Below are 19,701 nucleotides of genomic sequence, written 5' to 3'. Positions count from 1 at the left end.
TAAAAATTAACTTTTATCAAAAAGATGTAAACCACATTCACGTTGCAATCCAAAAAAACGAGTTTCTTCATCTTTCATGCCTGGGTCTTTTTTTACAGTAGTATGAATATCCCCTACTGATACATATCCTTGATTCCACAATGGATTATATTCTAAATTATGTTGTTTAATATATTGATGCATTTGATTATCATTCCAATCAATAATAGGCAAAAATTTAAATACATTATTTTGAACAGCCATAATAGTCAAATTACTACGACTATCTGATTGTGTTCTTCTTAAGCCTGCTAACCAAACATCTACTTTAAGTTCTTTAAAAGCATACTGCATGGGCTTTACTTTATTAATAAAATTATATTTCTGGATTCCTTCTATACCTTGTTCCCACAATTTTCCATAACGAGCTTCCTGCCATGAAGAAGACCTATTGGAACGAAAAACATGCAAATTTAATTTCATTTTTTCTGTCAACCGATCGATAAAACGATATGTTTCTGGAAATAAATAACCTGTATCAATTAAAATAATAGGAATACTAGGAAAATAATGAGTCACTATATGTAAACTCACAGATGAATAAATACCAAAGCTTGAAGACAATATAATAGACCTATTAGACAAAAATTGAACGGCCCATTCCATTCTGTTTTCTACTGTTAATGATTCTAAATATTTATTTATTTCACGCAATAACACTGCTTGTTTACTTGAAGAGAATGTTTTAAATTCCTTAATATTCCAATAATACTTATCAAAATTGATTAATTTTTTATATATCATAAATAAAAATCTTCTTCAGAGTTTAAAACAGGTCGAATAATTCCTGATCTTATTACATAATCTCCATAAGATTCCTGAGCATATCTATCTTTCGACCAACGACTAATAGTCCAATCTAAAATATTTAAAATTTCCTCTTCTGAAATATTTTCTTTATATAAACGAGGGATCCGAGTACCTAGTTTATCCCCTCCTAAATATAAATTATAACGACCAATGCCTCTGCCTGTTAGCCCTATTTCTGATAACATCGCTCGTGCACAACCATTTGCACATCCCGTCACTCTCAAAATAATTGAATCTTTTTTAAGATTATATCTCAACATAATATGTTCTACTTTAGTAACAAAATTTGGTAAAAATCGTTCTGCTTCTGCCATTGCTAATGGACATGTCGGCAAAGCCACACATGCCATAGATGATTTTCGTTGAAATGTTATAGATGAATTATCCAATAATTCATACTTTTTTACTAAATCTTCAATAACATTTTTCTTGTCTTCATGTATTTCAGAAATAATTAAATTCTGATTAGTAGTAATTCTAAAAGAACCTAAATGCACTTTTGCAATTTCTGCTAATCCATCTTTCAAAAATTTATTAGATGAATTAAATATTCTTCCATTTTCAATGAATAATGTAAGACTCCAATAACTCTTATCAATACCTTGAACCCATCCAAACTGATCTCCTCTTTCAGTAAATTTATATAAACGCGTTGGAAGAAAATTTAACTTAGATCGCTGTTCTATTTCTTTTTTAAAAATATCTACTCCCACTTTTACTAAAGTGTATTTCGTTTTAGCATGTTTACGATTGGATCGATCACCCCAATCTCTTTGTATTGTAATAACTGATTCAATAACTTTTAAAACATTTTTTTCATCAACATAACCAAATTCAGTAGCTTTTCTAGGATACGTAGTTTTATCTCCATAGGTCATAGCTAAACCCCCACCTACTAAAACATTAAAACCAACAAGATCCCCAACTTCATTTGAAATAGCTATAAGACCAAGATCATTAGCATAAACATCCACATCATTAAACGGTGGAATAGCTATTGCTATTTTAAATTTTCGAGGCAAATATGTATTTCCTAAAATAGGCTCTGATTCTATATACTCAGTTTTTTGCTCATTTAACCAAATTTCTGCATATGCTTTAGATCTAGGTAATAAATATTCTGAAATTCTTTTTGATAATTTCCATACTTGATGATGAATTTTAGATGCCATTGGGTTAGCAGTACATATTATATTCCGATTAACATCTCCAGCAGTAGCAATAGAATCTAAACCTAATTTATTTAACAATTTATGTACCATTTTTAATTTGGGTTTTAATAAACCATGTAATTGAAAAGTTTGTCTATTAGTTAATCTAATAGTTCCATATAACGTATATTGCTCTGAAAAATTATGTATAGCTAACCACTGATTTGATGTAATTACCCCACCTGGAAGACGACAACGTAACATCATACTAATCAATGGTTCCAACTTTTGATTCATTCTCTCTAAACGAACATCCCGATCATCTTGTTGATACATGCCATGAAATTTAATTAATTGCATATTATCTGTATTAAATCCACCTGTTAAATTATTATCTAAGTCTTTTTCAATAGTTCCTCTTAAGAAATTACTATCTTTTTTTATTCTTTCATTATCAGATAACACAGCCTTATCATTATTTTTTAATATTACCATTAGTATACGTCCCTTTGATAACGATGTTGTATTCTCATGTCATCCCAAAAATCATTTGCTTGACTTGTATTCATATTACCATATTTCAATGTTATTGAAATTAAAGCCTGTTCTACATCTCGAGCCATACCTTTTGCATCACCACATACATAAATATGAGCTCCTCCTTTAATCCAATTCCATAACTCCAAACCATTCTCCAATACTTTATTTTGTATATAAACCTTATAATTTTGATCTCTGGACCAAGCTGTATTAATCTTATTAAGAAGACCTTCTTTTACATAACGTTCCCATTCAGTTTGATACAAAAAATCATCAATAAATCTTAAATTACCAAAAAAAAGCCAATTTTTTCCCATTGATCGATCTAATGCTCGTTGTTGCATGAACGCACGAAATGGTGCAATTCCTGTACCTGCTCCAATCATAATTATAGAAACATTACAATCTGTAGGTAATCTAAAATTATTATTAGATTCAACAAAAATACGTATTTTATCATTTTCTTTTAAACGATCTACTAAATAACTGCTAGCTCCTCCTGATCTTAATCGACCATTAATTTTATAGCGTACTACACCAACAGTGATATGTATTTCTTCTCCTACTTCTAATTGAGCAGAAGCAATAGAATAAAATCTAGGCTTCATAGGACGTAGAGCCTGTAATAAATTTTTAGCTGATAATGTAATAGATATATTTCGAATCATTTCAATAATGGGTGTTTTTAAAATAAACATCTTTAATTGTTTCTTATTTATTATTAAATTTAATAACATTTTATCCTGCGTAATAGTAGCTATTTTTTCTACAAACACAGCAGTATTTTGTGTTAACTCATAATGGTGTTTTAATGCTTCATGCAAAACCATTGATTGATCCTCAACATTTACCTGTTCATAACCTGTTAATTTTAATAATCCTAACAATTCATCAACAAGATTATGATCATTTTCATACCATACCCCTAATGCATCACCTGGTGTATAGAATAAATTAGAACCAGTAATATCTAATTCTAAATGATGTATATCTTTTATTGAATTACGGCTGGTAATTTTTTGTTTACTCAATAAACTTGCAGTAAAAGGAAATTTTTTACAATAATTATAATTACTGTAATTATTTTCTGATACTAAAACAGTATCTTCTCTCGTCCTTGTATCAGAAGATTGATTTGATACTGAAAAACTAGAAGTAATTTGAGCTTGAAATAATTTAATTACTTCCTGTCTCCATACATCAGCAGAATCTTGAAAATCTATATCTAGATCAACTCGATTATACAGTCTAATTGCTCCCAACTCTTCAAATCGTCGATCAAAATCTTTACCAGCTTTAGCAAAATACTCATACGATCGATCACCTAATCCTAATACGATAAAACTAGTTTTTTCCATACTAGCAGCTTTTTTAGAAAATAAATACTTATATAACGGTATTGCTTCCTCTGGAGGTTCACCTTCTCCATATGTAGATATTATAAAAACTAACAATTTTACTTCAGAAATTTTTTTAAATTTATAATCTCTTATACTAAATAAAGTTGAATTCAACCCAGATTTCATTAAGTCTTCATGTAATTGTTGTGCTATCTGATTAGAATTTCCAGTCTGAGAAGCAGATATAATAACAATATTGTCAGTCTGTTGAACAATACATTTCGATAACACTGATTCTTTGCTAGAAATATTAGTAATAATTTCATCTTTAGATTGTTTAAAATTTACAAGTCCGAATACATATCCAGACACCCAAATTAATTGTTCTCTAGATAATATATCCAATATTGATTTTAAACGATTTAATTGATCTGGAGTTAAGATAATCATCTATATTATTCAATTATATATTTGTTATGCATACTAAATTAATTTTAATTTTATTAACAACTTATTAAATACAAATATAAAAACATAACGCTTTACTATATACAATGCTATTTTTATGGAAAACTAATTTAATAAACTTAATCTTTAAAAATAATTACTGTCATATTTTAAATACTCACAAAATTCTATACACCTAGTTTTACACTACTCAATATTAATTAAAATTGATATAATTTTAGAATATAACCAATTAATATAACCTAAATTCTATGTTAAATTTTCAAAATTAATAGTGATTACACTTCAGCAATACTTATCAAAACATACAAAAATTAAAAAATATAACTTATAAATCAAAATTTTTTATCTCTTTAATACCATAAAATTTTGCAGCATTTCCTAATTTCTCTTCAATACGAATTAATCTATTATATTTAGAAGTACGATCAGAACAACGTACCGGACCAGTTTTTATTTGACCGGCAGATGTTCCAACAGCTATATCAGCAATACTTGTATCTTCAGTTTCTCCAGAACGATGTGAAATAATTGTAGTATATTTATATTTTTTAGCTAATTTTATCACACATAAAGTTTCAGTTAATGAACCTATCTGATTAGGTTTAATCAAAATAGAATTAGCTATATTTTGTTGTATTCCCTTATTTAACAAATTAGGATTAGTTACAAATAAATCGTCTCCTACTAATTGTATTTTAGATCCAAGTGTTTTAGTAAGATAATAAAAACCATTCCAATCATATTCACTTTGAGCATCTTCAATAGAAGCAATAGGGTACTTATGTGCTAATGTGCATAAATAATCAACAAATTCTTTGGAAGTAAAATATAAATTTTCACTTTTTATATGATACTTATTCAAACTCTTATCAAACAACTCAGATGCAGCACAATCTATTGCTAAAACAATATCTTTTCCAAAAATATAATTAGACTCTTCTACAGATTTTTTAATTAATTCTAAAGCACTAACATGAGAAATCAAATCTGGGGCATATCCTCCTTCATCGCCTAATGCAGAAGATATTCCTTGTTTAGTTAAAACATTCTTTAAACTATATGAAATTTCCGAGCCTATTTGCACTGATTCTTTAATAGTTTTTGCTCCTACAGGCATTATCATAAATTCTTGAATATCTAAATTATTATTAGCATGTTTTCCTCCATTTATAATATTCATCATAGGTATGGGCATAGAATATACATGTGGCGTTCCATATAACTCCGAAATATATTCATACAAAGGCACATTTTTGAAATGAGCAGCAGCTTTAGCAACTGCAAGAGACACACTCAAAATAGAATTTGCTCCAAGTTTAGACTTATTATCAGTACCATCTAAATCAATCATTATTTGATCAATAACACTCTGTTGAGTAACATCCATATTTAATAAAGCAGAACGAATAGGACCATTAATAATATCAACCGATTTTTGAACCCCTTTTCCAAAAAATCGATTATTATCATGATCTCGTAATTCTAACGCTTCCTGAGAACCTACAGATGATCCAGATGGTACAGAAGCTAATCCAAAAAATCCTCTTTTAGTATATAATTCTGTTTCTACCGTAGGATTACCACGAGAATCAATTATTTCACGACCTATTACATTGGAAATTTTAGACATATTAAATTTTTCCCATATTAATAAATACAACTCTCATTAATCATTCTTTTCTTATTTAATAAGAAGATATCACGAAACACATAATACTTATATTAATTTTAAATTAATTTATTATGATAGTTTTTATACTGTATTGCGGCTCCTACAAAACCTATAAATAAAGGATGACCTTCTCTGGGAGTAGAATTAAATTCCGGATGAAATTGACTACCTATAAACCACGGATGATACTTATATTCGATTATTTCTATCAAATTATTATCTTTTGAAAAACCAACACAATTTAATCCAGCATATTCCATTTGTTTAAATAATATTGGGTTTACTTCATAACGATGTCTATGTCGTTCTAATACAACTTTCTTCCCATACATTTTTTGAGTTAAGCTCCCTTCAACTAAATAACATACTTGATTTCCTAAACGCATAGTCCCACCTAAATTAATGTTTTTATCATGCTTCATAAAACAACTATTACTATGAAATTCATGAATTTTTGAAACTACCGGATATTTACAATCACTTACAAACTCTGTAGAATTAGCACCTAACATCCCTACAACATTTCGAGCAAATTCAATTAATGCTACTTGCATTCCTAAACAAATACCAAAATACGGTATATTACGTTCTCTAGCATATTGTGCAGATAAAATTTTACCTTCTACTCCTCTGTACCCAAATCCTCCTGGAACTAAAATACCATCTAAATCTTTTAACATTTTTTCTATCCCCAAATTTTCTACATCTTGGGAATTAATAAAGCGAATTTTTATAAAAAAACGATTTTTTAAACCAGCATGTTGTAATGCTTCTATCACAGATTTATAAGCATCCGTCAACTCAGTATATTTGCCAATTATACCAATTGTAATTTTACCTATTGGATTATCCTGATAATAAATTACTTTCTCCCAATCAGACAAATCAGCTCTAGGACAATTTAATTGGAAATATTTACAAATATAATCGTCTAACTTTTGAGTTTGCAATAATAAAGGAATTTTGTAAATTGAATTTACGTCTGGCAAAGCAATAATAGCTTGTTTAGGTACATTACAAAACAAAGAAATTTTCTGTCGTTCACTATCTCCAATAACCCTATCAGATCTACAAATTAAAATATCAGGTTGAATCCCAATAGATAACAACTCTTTTACTGAATGCTGAGTAGGCTTAGTTTTTAATTCTCCAGATACAGAAACAAATGGAACTAATGTTAAATGTATATACAAAGTATGTTTTTTTTCAACCTCTATTGCCATTTGCCTAATAGCTTCTAAAAAAGGTAAAGATTCAATATCCCCGACTGTTCCTCCAATTTCTACTAATAATATATCATAATTTTTAGAACTACGTATTAACCATCGTTTGATCATACAAGTAACATGAGGAATAATTTGAACAGTAGCACCTAAATAATCACCTCGACGTTCTTTTTTTAAAACATCAGCATAAATACGTCCAGCAGTAAAATTATTATAACGTGTCATTTTTGTTCGAATAAAACGTTCATAATGTCCTAAATCTAAATCAGTTTCTGCTCCATCTTCTGTAATAAACACCTCACCATGCTGTACCGGACTAATCGTTCCAGGATCAATATTTATATAAGGATCTAATTTAATTATAGTAACACTTAATCCCCGAGCTTCCAAAACTGAAGCCAAAGACGCTGCCATAATACCTTTTCCCAAGGAAGAAACTACTCCTCCTGTTACAAAAATATAATTTATCCCCACTATTCATCCAGATTTTTATAATTACTCTTAACAAATTAATTAATATAAAGTATTTTACAACAAATGTTACATTTTAAAAAATTAACAAACAAATATTTACATTCTTATTAGAATATAAATATACTACATAATATGCATTATTTAATTTTATATATTCAATAAAAAACAATAACACACATTAACACAATACCACTATACATAATGCTCATAATTCACATATAGTTTCTGCATTTGCAATATAATTAGCTTAATTTACTTCTTTTAAATAGGATTTATTATACTTATTACTATTATTAAACAAATTAACTTAATACAATTATTAAATAACTCTAAATCCTGTACCTTAATATAGCGTTCGCTATCTATATTAAAAACAATACTAATTATTATTAGTAAATACTAAACGATGATCCACAACTACAAGTAGTTTTAGCATTTGGATTAATCATGATAAATTTAGACCCTTCCAATTCTTCACGATAATCTATTGTTCCGCCTGACAAATACTGCAAACTCATAGAATCTATAACCAATGTTACTCCATTGTTTTCAATAACACAATCATCATCAAATAATTGATCATCTAAAATAAATTTATATTGAAACCCACCGCATCCTCCTCCTATAATATATACACGAAACTTTAAATTTAGCTTATTTACGTGAACTTTCATAAGATATTTTATTTTGTCAGCAGCAAAATCTGTCAATTGGATAGAAAAAACACTATTTTTCATACATCATCGCCTTGTTGTGTATATATTATTATATATCTATATATCTCTGTATATACAAATACATCAACTCAGTAATAATTAAAATTTATAATCAATAAATTAAAATTAATATCAACCAAATCATATCAATATAATAAGCCAATGTATTTATTTTAATTATTTTTGAAGAATATTATTAATCCATTTTTTAATATCACGAAAATCTTGTTTTTCTGATAAAATAGGTAAATATCCAGTATACTCAATAACTTCTGATTGATTACTCAAACTTAATTCTATACTAGAAAAATTATTATTTTTCCATATTGGTAATATATATGTATAATCGTTTTTATTTTCATTATTGTTTAAAAGAAAGTTTCCAGATTTATCGATAGGTACTTGAATTATGTTACTTGGTATTATTAACTGTAATGGAGTAGGGTTACCTCGATTATCTAAATAAAGATTATATAATTTTAACGCCCCACTAGTACCTGTTAAATTCGTTTTACCATTATTATCACGCCCTACCCAAATTACAACTACTTCCTTTCCATCAATTCCTACAAACCAACTATCACGAAAATCATTTGTTGTGCCAGTTTTAGCGGCTAAATGAAAATTAGGAAATTTTACTGATAAACTATAAGATGTCCCCCTTTTTACAACTTCCTGCATTGCAAATAATACTAAATATGCTGATTGAGGAGAAATCATACGTTTAACCTTAGGAAAATGCTGATATAAAGTCACATCTTCTGAATCTATAACATATTCTACACACGATAATTTAGAATATTGTCCTCCACTAGCTATAGTTTGAAATTCCTGTGCAACATTTATTGGCGATAAGCTAATAGATCCTAATAAAATAGATGGAAAAGAAGAAATTAAATCACTAGAAATACCTAGCTTTATTAAATTATCAGTAATAGTATCTATTCCTATTGTTAATCCTAAATTAACAGTAGGAATATTTAAAGATTGCACAAATGCATCAATTAACATGACTTTTCCTCTATATTGGCGATCATAATTTTTAGGAGACCATACTGATCCATCTGATTGTTTTAAATTAATAGGAGTGTCTGCAATCCATGTATTTAATCGATATTTACTAGGTTCATTTAAAGCAGTTAAATAAATTACTGGTTTAATTAATGATCCAATAGGACGCCTAGCATACATAGCTCGATTAAATCCAGAAAAATGAGGATTTGAACCCCCAACCATAGCACGTACTGAACCGTTAAATCGATCTACAATTATCATAGCTCCTTCTAAATCTAATATATTAGAACAACATTTCAATTTTTGCATACCCAATTGTATTGCCTTTTCAGCAGACTGCTGTGCAATTGGATCCAATGTAGTAAATATTTTTAACCCAAATAAATTACGAATTTTATTTATATTACTAATTTCTTCATATACCATCTGAACAAAAGCAGGTTGATTAATTAACACTTCATCTTTTAATTGTATTCCTAAAGGACGAAGCTTAAGTGTAGAATATAAATCACTATCAATAATATTGATATTTTTAAATAAACTCAATACTACATTACGACGCTCTAATGTTTTTTCAGGATTTTTCCATGGATTATATAAAGAAGCACCCTTTATCATTCCAATTAACATAGCTTGTTGATCTAGACTTAACTCATTTACTGGCCTTCCAAAATAATAAAAACTAGCTAAAGGAAATCCTCTAATTTGATCATTACCATGTTGACCAAAAAAAATTTCATTTAAATATAATTCAAGAATACGATCTTTACTGTATTGATAATCAAAAATCAAAGCCATATACATTTCATTAAATTTACGCCACAAAGATCTAGTATTGTTTAAAAATAAATTTTTTATTAATTGTTGTGTTATAGTACTTCCTCCTTGTACAGTATGCCCAGATATAATATTAGTAAAAAAAGCCCGTATCATTGCAGATATTTGAATACCATCATGTTCATAAAAACACCTATCTTCTACAGCTAATAACATATCTATTAGTGTATCTGGAAATTTAGATCTAGGTATAAATAACCTTTGTTGACCTCGAGTAGAATATCGAATAGATATGATTTTTGGATCTATTCTAAATAACCCGAAATCATTCTTAGTATCTTGATTATAAATACGTAATAATTTTGTGTTACTAAAAAATAAAAGTACATGACTTTCTTTTTCTTCTCCATTGAGAAAATCAAAAGATCTTCTCATTAATTCAATATTATCATCGGATACAACAAACTCTCCTGATCGTACAATTTTAGAAACCTGACGATATTGTAGTGATTTCAATAATTGAATCATATCATTTTTATTACACAACATATTTGGTTCAATATTTATAACTCTGCTATATATAACTGTTGGAAATTGCCATATTCTATCACTAATACGATTTTTTATTTTTTTATCTAAAAAAATTCCATACCCACAAATTAATACTGTAATGCATAAAAATACATACAAACCATAACGAACAAAATAAAATATATTATTTATTATCACTAGAGATTTTTAAAACACACATGATTTAAAAAAACATCTTTTTTGAAAAATACAATTATTAACCCAACAATAATGAAAACAAAATTATTTTTATACACTATAAAATACACTATTTATTAAACAAAAACACTAACAAAATAGACACCAATAAATCCATGTTCAATTTAATTATGATATAACAATATCTAAAAATATATTATTTATAACAACTAAATAACTTTTATTTTTTAAAATTAATTAAAATGATTATTAGCACTAATACATGCATTTTACATTAATAAAAAAATAAAGCCATTCATCTGATCAAATAAATTATACCTATAATCTATAGGTAGATATAACTATATTAATTATAATATTCAGAAAATTTTTTAAAATTAAATGCATACATTAAATCTAGCAACACCTATATTTTAAATTCATAAAATTCAATACATATCCTATCAATAAAATATCCTTAAATTCTTTTAAACTTATAAATTAATTTAAAGTACTTATTTTTAACAAAAAAATAAAAATATATAGTTATTGTTAATTTTATTATATAAAATAAACATGAATATTAGTATATTCAAGAAATACTTGAAAAGTATATACTTACATAATTTTATTAAATTCAAGAGATCAAATTATATATATCTTATTAATCTAAATGACATTAGTATATAAAATATACTATTAATTTTTTATTCTGAGAATACTTAAATTAAAAATATAATACAATCCAGCTAATTCGTTAATTATTTTACAAAATTATTCTAAAATCACTATCAAAATAGCAATATTAAACATAAATATAACAAATATTTAATGTATCAAATAATAAGTCATTAATCATTATACTAATGATATAAGTCTATAACTGTTATCTTGTATATACAAAAAAATAAATTAAACATATTTATACTGATTGTTATAGCTTACATAAATCTATAACAATTATAACCAATAATTTCTATTTTTTAATTGTTAAAATAACAACATTTTAAATTACTAATATCAACAGTAATAAACATTTACTTACTATAAAACAATTAAACTCAAACAAACTAAAAAACTCTATATATATTTTATTAATTTAAAAATACATTATTTACTTGTATTTATGCTAATAAATAGAATAAATTTTATTATTAATCACTATCAAACATCATATATAGACAAAAAACTTATATTTTGTTAATTTACTTCAATTTAAGATATTTTTTTATTACAAAGATGCATTAAATATTAATTAATTATCATATTGATAATGCATATTAATACATATAAATTACATTATACGATTATTGTTCTTTTTTATTTATAAATTAAGGAAACTCAATAATGTCATCTTTCTTACATCACGATATAGATCCAATAGAAACACAAGAATGGATACAATCCATTGATTCAGTTATCCAAAAGGATGGTATTACTCGAGCTCGATTTTTAATAAATCAAATTACCAGCAAGGCTCAAACCAACGGACTAGTTATACTTAATAATAGCAATTTGTTAAATAATAACTATATTAATACTATTCCAGCGCAGGATGAACCTAAATATCCAGGTAATCTAGAAATAGAACAACGTATATGTGCTGCCATTCGTTGGAATGCTATGATGATAGTATTACATGCTTCAAAAAAAAAGTTAGATTTAGGAGGGCACATCGCTTCTTTTCAATCATCTGCTACATTATATGAAGTATGTTTTAACCATTTCTTTCGAGCTCGAAATTCAATAGATGAAGGCGATTTAATTTATTTTCAAGGACACATCTCTCCAGGAATATATGCTAGAGCTTTTCTCGAAGGACGATTAAGTGAAGAACAAATAAATAACTTTCGTCAAGAAGTAAAAAATATAGGTCTTCCTTCATATCCTCATCCAAAATTAATGCCAGAATTTTGGCAATTTCCAACAGTTTCTATGGGGCTTACTGCAATTAATGCAATTTACCAAGCTAAATTTTTAAAATATTTACACAATAGAAATTTAAAAAACACTTCTTTACAAACAGTATACGCTTTTTTAGGAGATGGAGAAATGGATGAACCTGAATCTAAAGGAGCGCTTAATATTGCTTCTCGAGAAAAATTAAATAATCTAATTTTCATAATTAATTGTAATTTGCAACGATTGGATGGCCCAGTTATAGGCAATGGAAAAATTATTAATGATTTAGAAAATGTATTTACAGGATCAGGATGGGAAGTTATAAAAGTAATTTGGGGAAGCAAATGGGACAAACTATTCAATAAAGATAAAACTGGAAAATTAATTCAATTAATGAATGAAACTGTTGACGGAGATTATCAAACATTTAAATCCAAGGATGGCAACTATGTTCGTAAACATTTTTTCGGAAAATATAAGGAAACTAAAGAACTAGTTGATGATATGAGTGATTCTGAGATTTGGGAACTAAACAGAGGAGGTCATGATCCTAAAAAAATTTTTGCTGCTTTAAAGAAAGCTAAAAATAATACTGAAAAACCTGTTGTGATTTTAGCGCATACCATTAAAGGATACGAAATGGGATCGGAAATAGAAGGAGTAAACATAGCTCATCAAATTAAAAAAATTAGTATAAAAAAAATTCAATATTTTAGAAATAAATTAAAATTAAATACTATTATTAAAGATGATCAAATAGATTCATTACCATATTTAACTTTTAAAAAAAATTCAGAAGAATATCTATATTTACATAAAAAACGGCAATCATTATTTGGATATCTTCCTAATCGTTTAAAAAATTCAACTTATTCCTTAGAGCTTCCAAAATTAGAATATTTTCATTCATTATTTAAATCTCAAAATAAAAATATTTCTACTACATTAGCATTTGTTCGTATATTAAATATTTTACTAAATCATCATTCAATTAAAAACAGATTAGTTCCTATCATTGCAGACGAAGCCCGAACTTTTGGAATGGAAGATTTATTTCGAAAAATTGGAATTTATAATCCATTAGGACAACAATATACTCCTCAAGATTATAATATGCTTTCATACTATCGAGAAGACAAACAAGGTCAAATTCTAGAAGAAGGTATTAGTGAATTAGGAGCTGCTGCTTCTTGGTTAGCTGCTGCTACTTCATATAGTACTAATAACTTTCCTATGATACCTTTTTATATATATTACTCCATATTTGGTTTTCAAAGAATAGGAGACTTCTTATGGTCAGCAGCTGATCAACAAGCTCGAGGATTTTTAATTGGAGCTACATCTGGTCGAACCACTTTAAATGGAGAAGGATTACAACATGCTGATGGACACAGTCATATTCAATCATTAACTATCCCTAACTGTATTTCTTATGATCCAGCATATTCATATGAAATTGCTGTTATTATACATAACGGTCTAATGCGTATGTACGGAAAAAATCCAGAAAACATATATTATTACATCACAACGTTAAACGAAAAATATCATATGCCTGCTATGCCCCCAGGAGTAGAAGAAGGTATTTGTAAAGGTATTTACAAATTAGAATCCTTACCTGGAAAAATTAGTAAAATTCAGTTACTAGGATCTGGTTCAATTTTAAGAATGGTACGTGAAGCTGCTCAAATTTTATCAAACGAATATAATATCAGTTCAGATGTATATAGTGTTACTTCATTCACTGAATTAGCTCGAGATGGGCAAGATTGCGAACGATGGAATATGTTACATCCTACAAATACTCCAAAAATTCCCTATATAACCTCTGTTTTAAATGATTTTCCTACTATTGCTGCTACTGATTATATGAAATTATTTGCAGAACAAATTAGATGTTTTGTTCCAAATCATCATTTTTTCGTTTTAGGAACAGATGGATTTGGCCGTTCTGATAGCCGAGAAAATTTAAGACATTATTTTGAAGTCAATTCTGGATACATAGTAATTGCTGTATTATCCAATTTAATAAAACAAGGATATATTAATTCCAATACTATGTTAAAAGCTGTTAAAATATTTAACATTGATCCTGAAAAAATTAATCCGCGTTTAACATAAAAAGAGGAATCACAATGGCGATTAATATTAGTGTACCAAATATTGGAGAAGATGAATTAGAAGTAACTGAAATACTAATAAAAACAGGAGATAACATTATTGTTAATCAGCCTTTAGCTATAATAGAAGGAGATAAATCATCTATGGAAATCCCTTCTCCTTATGCAGGTCTTGTTGCTAAAATTTACATTCAAATTGGAGAAAAAGTACGTACAGGGTCTTTGATTTTATCATTAAATATAGAAAATAATCATAACAATCTGACTCCTGTAAACAAAAAAGTAAATTTTGTTAATAAACAAAACGATTTAGAAAACACAATCAAAAAAGATAATAATAAAATTTCTTATGACAACACAAAATATACTCAATTTTTATCAACTACTACTGATAATTTTATCGTACATGCCACTCCTGCAGTTAGACAAATGGCCCGAAAATTTGGACTAGATCTATTAACTATACAAGGTAGCGGACGAAAAGGTCGAATTTTAAAAGAAGATATTCAAAATCATCTAAATCATCTTAAAAACAATACTTATACTTATTCCAACATTCAATCCTCACAAATACCTAATCAATATTTTCATTTAAAAGAAAAAATATCAGAAATAAATCCTAAAAAAACTAATAATATATTAACAATACCATTAACTAAAATACAAAAATCTTCGGGACGTAATTTACAAAAAAATTGGATTAATATTCCTCATGTGACACAATTTGATATGATTGATATCACTGATTTAGAACTTTTTAGAAAACAACAAAATTTAGAAACAAAAAATAAAAAAATAAATTATAAAATCACAATACTAGTATTTGTAATAAAAGCAGTTTCTAAAGTACTGGAAGAATTTCCCCGTTTCAATAGTTCTTTATCAAAAAATGGAGATGAATTAATTTTAAAAAAATATATTAATATTGGAATAGCAGTAAATACTAAAATAGGACTATTAGTCCCTGTTCTACATGATACTAATAAAAAAAATATTATTACATTAGCTCAAGAATTATCAGAAATTTCTAAAAAAGCACGCATTGAAAATCAATTGACTCCTTCCGATATGCAAGGAGGAACTTTTACTATATCTAACTTAGGTGGTATTGGAGGAATGTTTTTTACTCCTATTATAAACTCTCCTGAAGTAGCTATCTTAGGAATATCCAAATCTATTATACATCCTGTATGGAATAAAAAAAAATTTATCTCTAAATTAATGTTACCTATATCTCTATCTTATGATCATCGGGTTATAGATGGGGTAGATGGAGCAAAATTTATAAATCGTGTTAATAAAATACTTTCAGATATACGATTATTGTCTATGTAATCTTTATATACTAAAAGAAATAAAAATCATTGCTATAATTATGGTATTATATTTACATGATTCCATTTTTTAAAATATAAGAAAAGAATAATACTATGCACACAAAAATAGAAAAAACTAATGTTCTAGTTTTAGGTTCAGGGCCAGGAGGCTATTCCGCAGCCTTTCATTGTGCTGATTTAGGCATGAAGACTATAATGGTCGAACGTTATGAAAACCTAGGAGGAGTCTGTCTAAATGTTGGATGTATACCATCCAAAACATTACTGTATATCTCTAAGTTAATTAACGATAACAAAAATTTAAGTAAATATGGTTTTGTAGAAAACCAAACACAAATTCAACCTAATTTCAATAAAATATCTTTATGGAAAGAAAATATTATTACCCGATTATCAAGAAACTTACACTCAATTTCTAAAACTCATAACGTCAAGATTATTCACGGATTAGGCAAATTTATTAATAACAATACACTCCAAGTATTTTATACTCATAAAAATGAAACTTTAACAATTATATTTGACTACGCTATTATAGCAACAGGGTCTTACCCTATATCTTTACCTTTCCTACCAAAAGATCAAAGAATTTGGAATTCGAACGATGCACTATCATTAAAATCAATACCTAAAACTTTATTAATTGTAGGATCTGGAGCCATTGGGTTAGAAATGGCGATTATATATCAAGCCTTAGGCAGTGAAATAGAATTATTAGAATCATGTAATCACATTATTCCAATATTAGATCAAGATATATCTAAAATTTTTTCTAAAAGTTTACATAAGAGAAATATCAATTGTATTGTTAATACAACTATCACTTCTGCATACACTCAAAAAGATGGTATATATGTAGTTATGGAAAATAATTTAGATACAAATATAAAAAAAACTAATAGATACGATGCTGTGCTAATCGCAATTGGAAGAGCTCCAAATAGTAATACATTAAATCTTAAAAATATCGGAGTAAATTTAAATAAAAATGGATTTATTTCTGTAGATAATCAAATGCGTACTACTGTATCAAATATATTTGCTATTGGAGACGTTGTTGGGCATCCAATGTTAGCCCATAAAAGTATACATGAAGGATATATAGCATCAGAAGTTATTTCTGGAAAAAATTATTGTTTTGATACTAAAGTAATTCCATCTATTATATATACTGATCCAGAAATAGCTTGGGTTGGTTATATTGAAAAAACAGCTCAAAGCGCACAAATAGAATATGAATCTGTTTCATTGCCATGGACAACTTTAGGAAAAGCTATTGCCTCGGATTGCTCTGATGGAATAACCAAACTAATTTTTGATAAAAAAACACATAGAATTATTGGCGCAGAAATTATCGGATCTCATTCCAGCGAAATCATAGGAGAAATAGCTTTAGCAATAGAAATGGGATGTGATGTTGAAGATATTACTTTAACTATCCATGCACATCCTACATTACACGAATCAATAGAACTAGCGGCAAAAATGTACCATAAAACTATTAAAAAATTATCTCTATAACAGTGACATATATCATATATAATTATTTATTTTAACAATTTAAACAAACATTTAATAATGCATATTTGTATATATTCAATTTTTTTAAATAAAAAAACTATGTGGTTTAATCAGTCTATCAATACATGATAGCCATATATAATTACTTAATATTAATCTAACTATTTTTAATATTTTTAAAAAATATACACGTAATTAACGTAGGTTGTCACACAAGACATATCCAAATATTTGAAATAAATCACACTATCACTATAATAAACAAATTGTATCATCTTTTAATTAAAAAATTAAATAAATTATGCATACCTTATTCTATAATTTATCAAATTATCTAAAAACTAAAAATAAATATAACTTTTATATTAAATTTTCATTCATTTATCCCAAAAAAAATTAATTACTATCATATTAATAACTATATTGTAGATATGCACTCATATAATCATCAATCAATCCACATATGTGATTACTATATTAATAAATAATTAATTCCACTTATATTAATAGTATAAAAATTAATTCTATATGATTGTAAAATAAAATATACAAAAACTTAATTCAATCTTATATTTATTTTTATTTAGTATTAACAAAAATGAATTAACTTTTCCAAAATGTTAATCCATTTTTAGGTAATTTTTTAATAACATCTGCTATATGTGTATTATCTGGAAAAATTAAATACTTATCTATTTCAAATAAAGGATATATAAAAAATTCTCTTACCATCATATGGTAATGGGGAATAACCAAATTAGCAGTATTTATTATATGTTTTCCAAACAATAAAATATCTAAATCTAATGTACGTGATTGATAAGAATGACAAAAAAAAACACTTCGATTTCGAGTGCGACCTTGACTTTTTTCTATCTCTTGCATATAATCCAATAATAATTCTGGATTTAAATTGGTATCTAGTACCACTACCGTATTTAAAAAATCTGGTTGATCAAGCTGATACAATGGCCGACTACGATAATATTTAGAACAAACAACAAATTTCGTTTTTGGAATTTTATTAGAAAGAGCCCATATCGCATGATCTACCTGACTTTTAGGATCTAATAAGTTACTTCCTACTCCTACCCATACCCTTTCCATAATTTTCTATTATTTTGTGATAGAATAAAATAATATTTATTATTCAATAAATTTTAAAACATATAATACAAACAACTTAACCTATCATTTGTTTTTCCTTAATTTCCTCTAAAGTCTTACAATCAATACATAAATCTGCTATCGGGTTCGCTTCTAATCGTCTAATTCCAATTTCTATATCACACGATATACAAAATCCAAACTCTTTTATATCAATTTTTTTTAAAGTTTTTTCAATTCTTTCTATCAACTTTCGTTCTCTATCTCGATTTCGTAACGTAACATTAAATTCTTCTTCTTGTACAGCTCTATCTACTGGATCTGGAAAATTCACGGACACTTCACTTTGCATATTTAACATAGAATACTTTATATCCGTTTCTAATTGAAATTTCCATGCCTGTAAAATAGATTTAAAATGCAATAATTGACGTGTATTCATATATTCTTCATTTAACGTTTGGATATACGGTTTTACTCCAGCAATCATTAATACATTTAAAGAAGAACGTTTTTTATCCAACGATTTTTTTAACATATACTCCTCACTTCTTACTCATATATTCATATACACAACAGTATATCTAAAATTTATAAGCACAAACAACGCTATATATGTAATACATATATCATTAAATTCACTCAAAAATGTAAACTGAATAATTATAATATTGCATAATATTTAAAAATTAATAATAAAATATATAAACACATTCATTTTCTAATTATTATTAAAAATAATAATAAATTATTTATACAATTTAAATAATTCTTTC

At 26.8% G+C, this 19,701-nt stretch carries 12 protein-coding genes; 3 read left to right on the top strand and 9 right to left on the bottom strand.

Annotated features, from left to right (window positions below; translation table 11 throughout):
- Nucleotides 1-6 precede the first annotated feature (6 nt).
- The 7 genes from Bpudo544_RS00815 to mrcB all read right to left on the bottom strand — a co-directional run bounded on the left by Bpudo544_RS00815 (nucleotide 7) and on the right by mrcB (nucleotide 10,959).
- Nucleotides 7-783, bottom strand: coding sequence for a phosphoadenylyl-sulfate reductase (locus Bpudo544_RS00815; RefSeq protein ID WP_500825466.1), 777 nt, complete (start codon nucleotides 781-783; stop codon nucleotides 7-9).
- Nucleotides 780-2,495 (bottom strand): assimilatory sulfite reductase (NADPH) hemoprotein subunit, encoded by a 1,716-nt coding sequence (gene cysI, locus Bpudo544_RS00810; protein ID WP_500825465.1) that lies wholly within the window; start codon nucleotides 2,493-2,495, stop codon nucleotides 780-782. Before cysI ends, Bpudo544_RS00815 begins: the two co-directional genes overlap by 4 nt.
- A complete protein-coding gene (locus Bpudo544_RS00805) occupies nucleotides 2,495-4,330 on the bottom strand; it encodes an assimilatory sulfite reductase (NADPH) flavoprotein subunit (protein ID WP_500825464.1) in 1,836 nt (611 codons plus the stop codon). The genes cysI and Bpudo544_RS00805 overlap by 1 nt, the downstream gene beginning before the upstream one ends.
- 346 nt (nucleotides 4,331-4,676) lie before the next feature.
- Nucleotides 4,677-5,981: a phosphopyruvate hydratase gene (eno, locus tag Bpudo544_RS00800; RefSeq protein ID WP_500825463.1), complete on the bottom strand. Its 1,305-nt coding sequence runs from the start codon at nucleotides 5,979-5,981 to the stop codon at nucleotides 4,677-4,679.
- A gap of 98 nt (nucleotides 5,982-6,079) precedes the next feature.
- Nucleotides 6,080-7,723, bottom strand: a complete 1,644-nt coding sequence (gene pyrG / locus Bpudo544_RS00795) for a CTP synthase (RefSeq protein WP_500825462.1) — start codon at nucleotides 7,721-7,723, stop codon at nucleotides 6,080-6,082.
- Nucleotides 7,724-8,112: 389 nt separating this feature from the next.
- On the bottom strand, nucleotides 8,113-8,460 hold the full coding sequence (gene erpA, locus Bpudo544_RS00790; RefSeq protein WP_500825461.1) for an iron-sulfur cluster insertion protein ErpA: 348 nt from the start codon (nucleotides 8,458-8,460) through the stop codon (nucleotides 8,113-8,115).
- A gap of 156 nt (nucleotides 8,461-8,616) precedes the next feature.
- Nucleotides 8,617-10,959, bottom strand: coding sequence for a bifunctional glycosyl transferase/transpeptidase (mrcB, locus tag Bpudo544_RS00785; protein ID WP_500825460.1), 2,343 nt, complete (start codon nucleotides 10,957-10,959; stop codon nucleotides 8,617-8,619).
- Between the two features lie 1,326 nt (nucleotides 10,960-12,285).
- Between mrcB and aceE the strand changes: the two genes are divergently transcribed.
- The 3 genes from aceE to lpdA all read left to right on the top strand — a co-directional run bounded on the left by aceE (nucleotide 12,286) and on the right by lpdA (nucleotide 17,818).
- Nucleotides 12,286-14,961 carry a pyruvate dehydrogenase (acetyl-transferring), homodimeric type gene (aceE, locus tag Bpudo544_RS00780; RefSeq protein WP_500825459.1) on the top strand — a complete coding sequence of 892 codons (2,676 nt, stop codon included), beginning with the start codon at nucleotides 12,286-12,288 and terminating at the stop codon, nucleotides 14,959-14,961.
- Nucleotides 14,962-14,975: 14 nt separating this feature from the next.
- Nucleotides 14,976-16,295, top strand: a complete 1,320-nt coding sequence (locus Bpudo544_RS00775; protein ID WP_500825458.1) for a 2-oxo acid dehydrogenase subunit E2 — start codon at nucleotides 14,976-14,978, stop codon at nucleotides 16,293-16,295.
- A gap of 95 nt (nucleotides 16,296-16,390) precedes the next feature.
- Nucleotides 16,391-17,818: a dihydrolipoyl dehydrogenase gene (lpdA, locus tag Bpudo544_RS00770; protein WP_500825457.1), complete on the top strand. Its 1,428-nt coding sequence runs from the start codon at nucleotides 16,391-16,393 to the stop codon at nucleotides 17,816-17,818.
- A 603-nt stretch (nucleotides 17,819-18,421) separates the two neighbouring features.
- Here the strand turns inward: lpdA and folK are convergent.
- Together folK and dksA are read right to left on the bottom strand one after the other, a co-directional pair.
- Nucleotides 18,422-18,925 carry a 2-amino-4-hydroxy-6-hydroxymethyldihydropteridine diphosphokinase gene (folK, locus tag Bpudo544_RS00765; RefSeq protein ID WP_500825456.1) on the bottom strand — a complete coding sequence of 168 codons (504 nt, stop codon included), beginning with the start codon at nucleotides 18,923-18,925 and terminating at the stop codon, nucleotides 18,422-18,424.
- A 76-nt stretch (nucleotides 18,926-19,001) separates the two neighbouring features.
- Nucleotides 19,002-19,463, bottom strand: a complete 462-nt coding sequence (gene dksA, locus Bpudo544_RS00760) for an RNA polymerase-binding protein DksA (protein ID WP_500825455.1) — start codon at nucleotides 19,461-19,463, stop codon at nucleotides 19,002-19,004.
- Between the last annotated feature and the right edge of the window lie 238 nt (nucleotides 19,464-19,701).

The organism is Blochmannia endosymbiont of Camponotus pudorosus, from assembly GCF_059934925.1.
The sequence above is the reverse complement of the archived record's forward strand: the minus strand, read 5'-3'. Positions and strand labels throughout refer to the sequence as shown.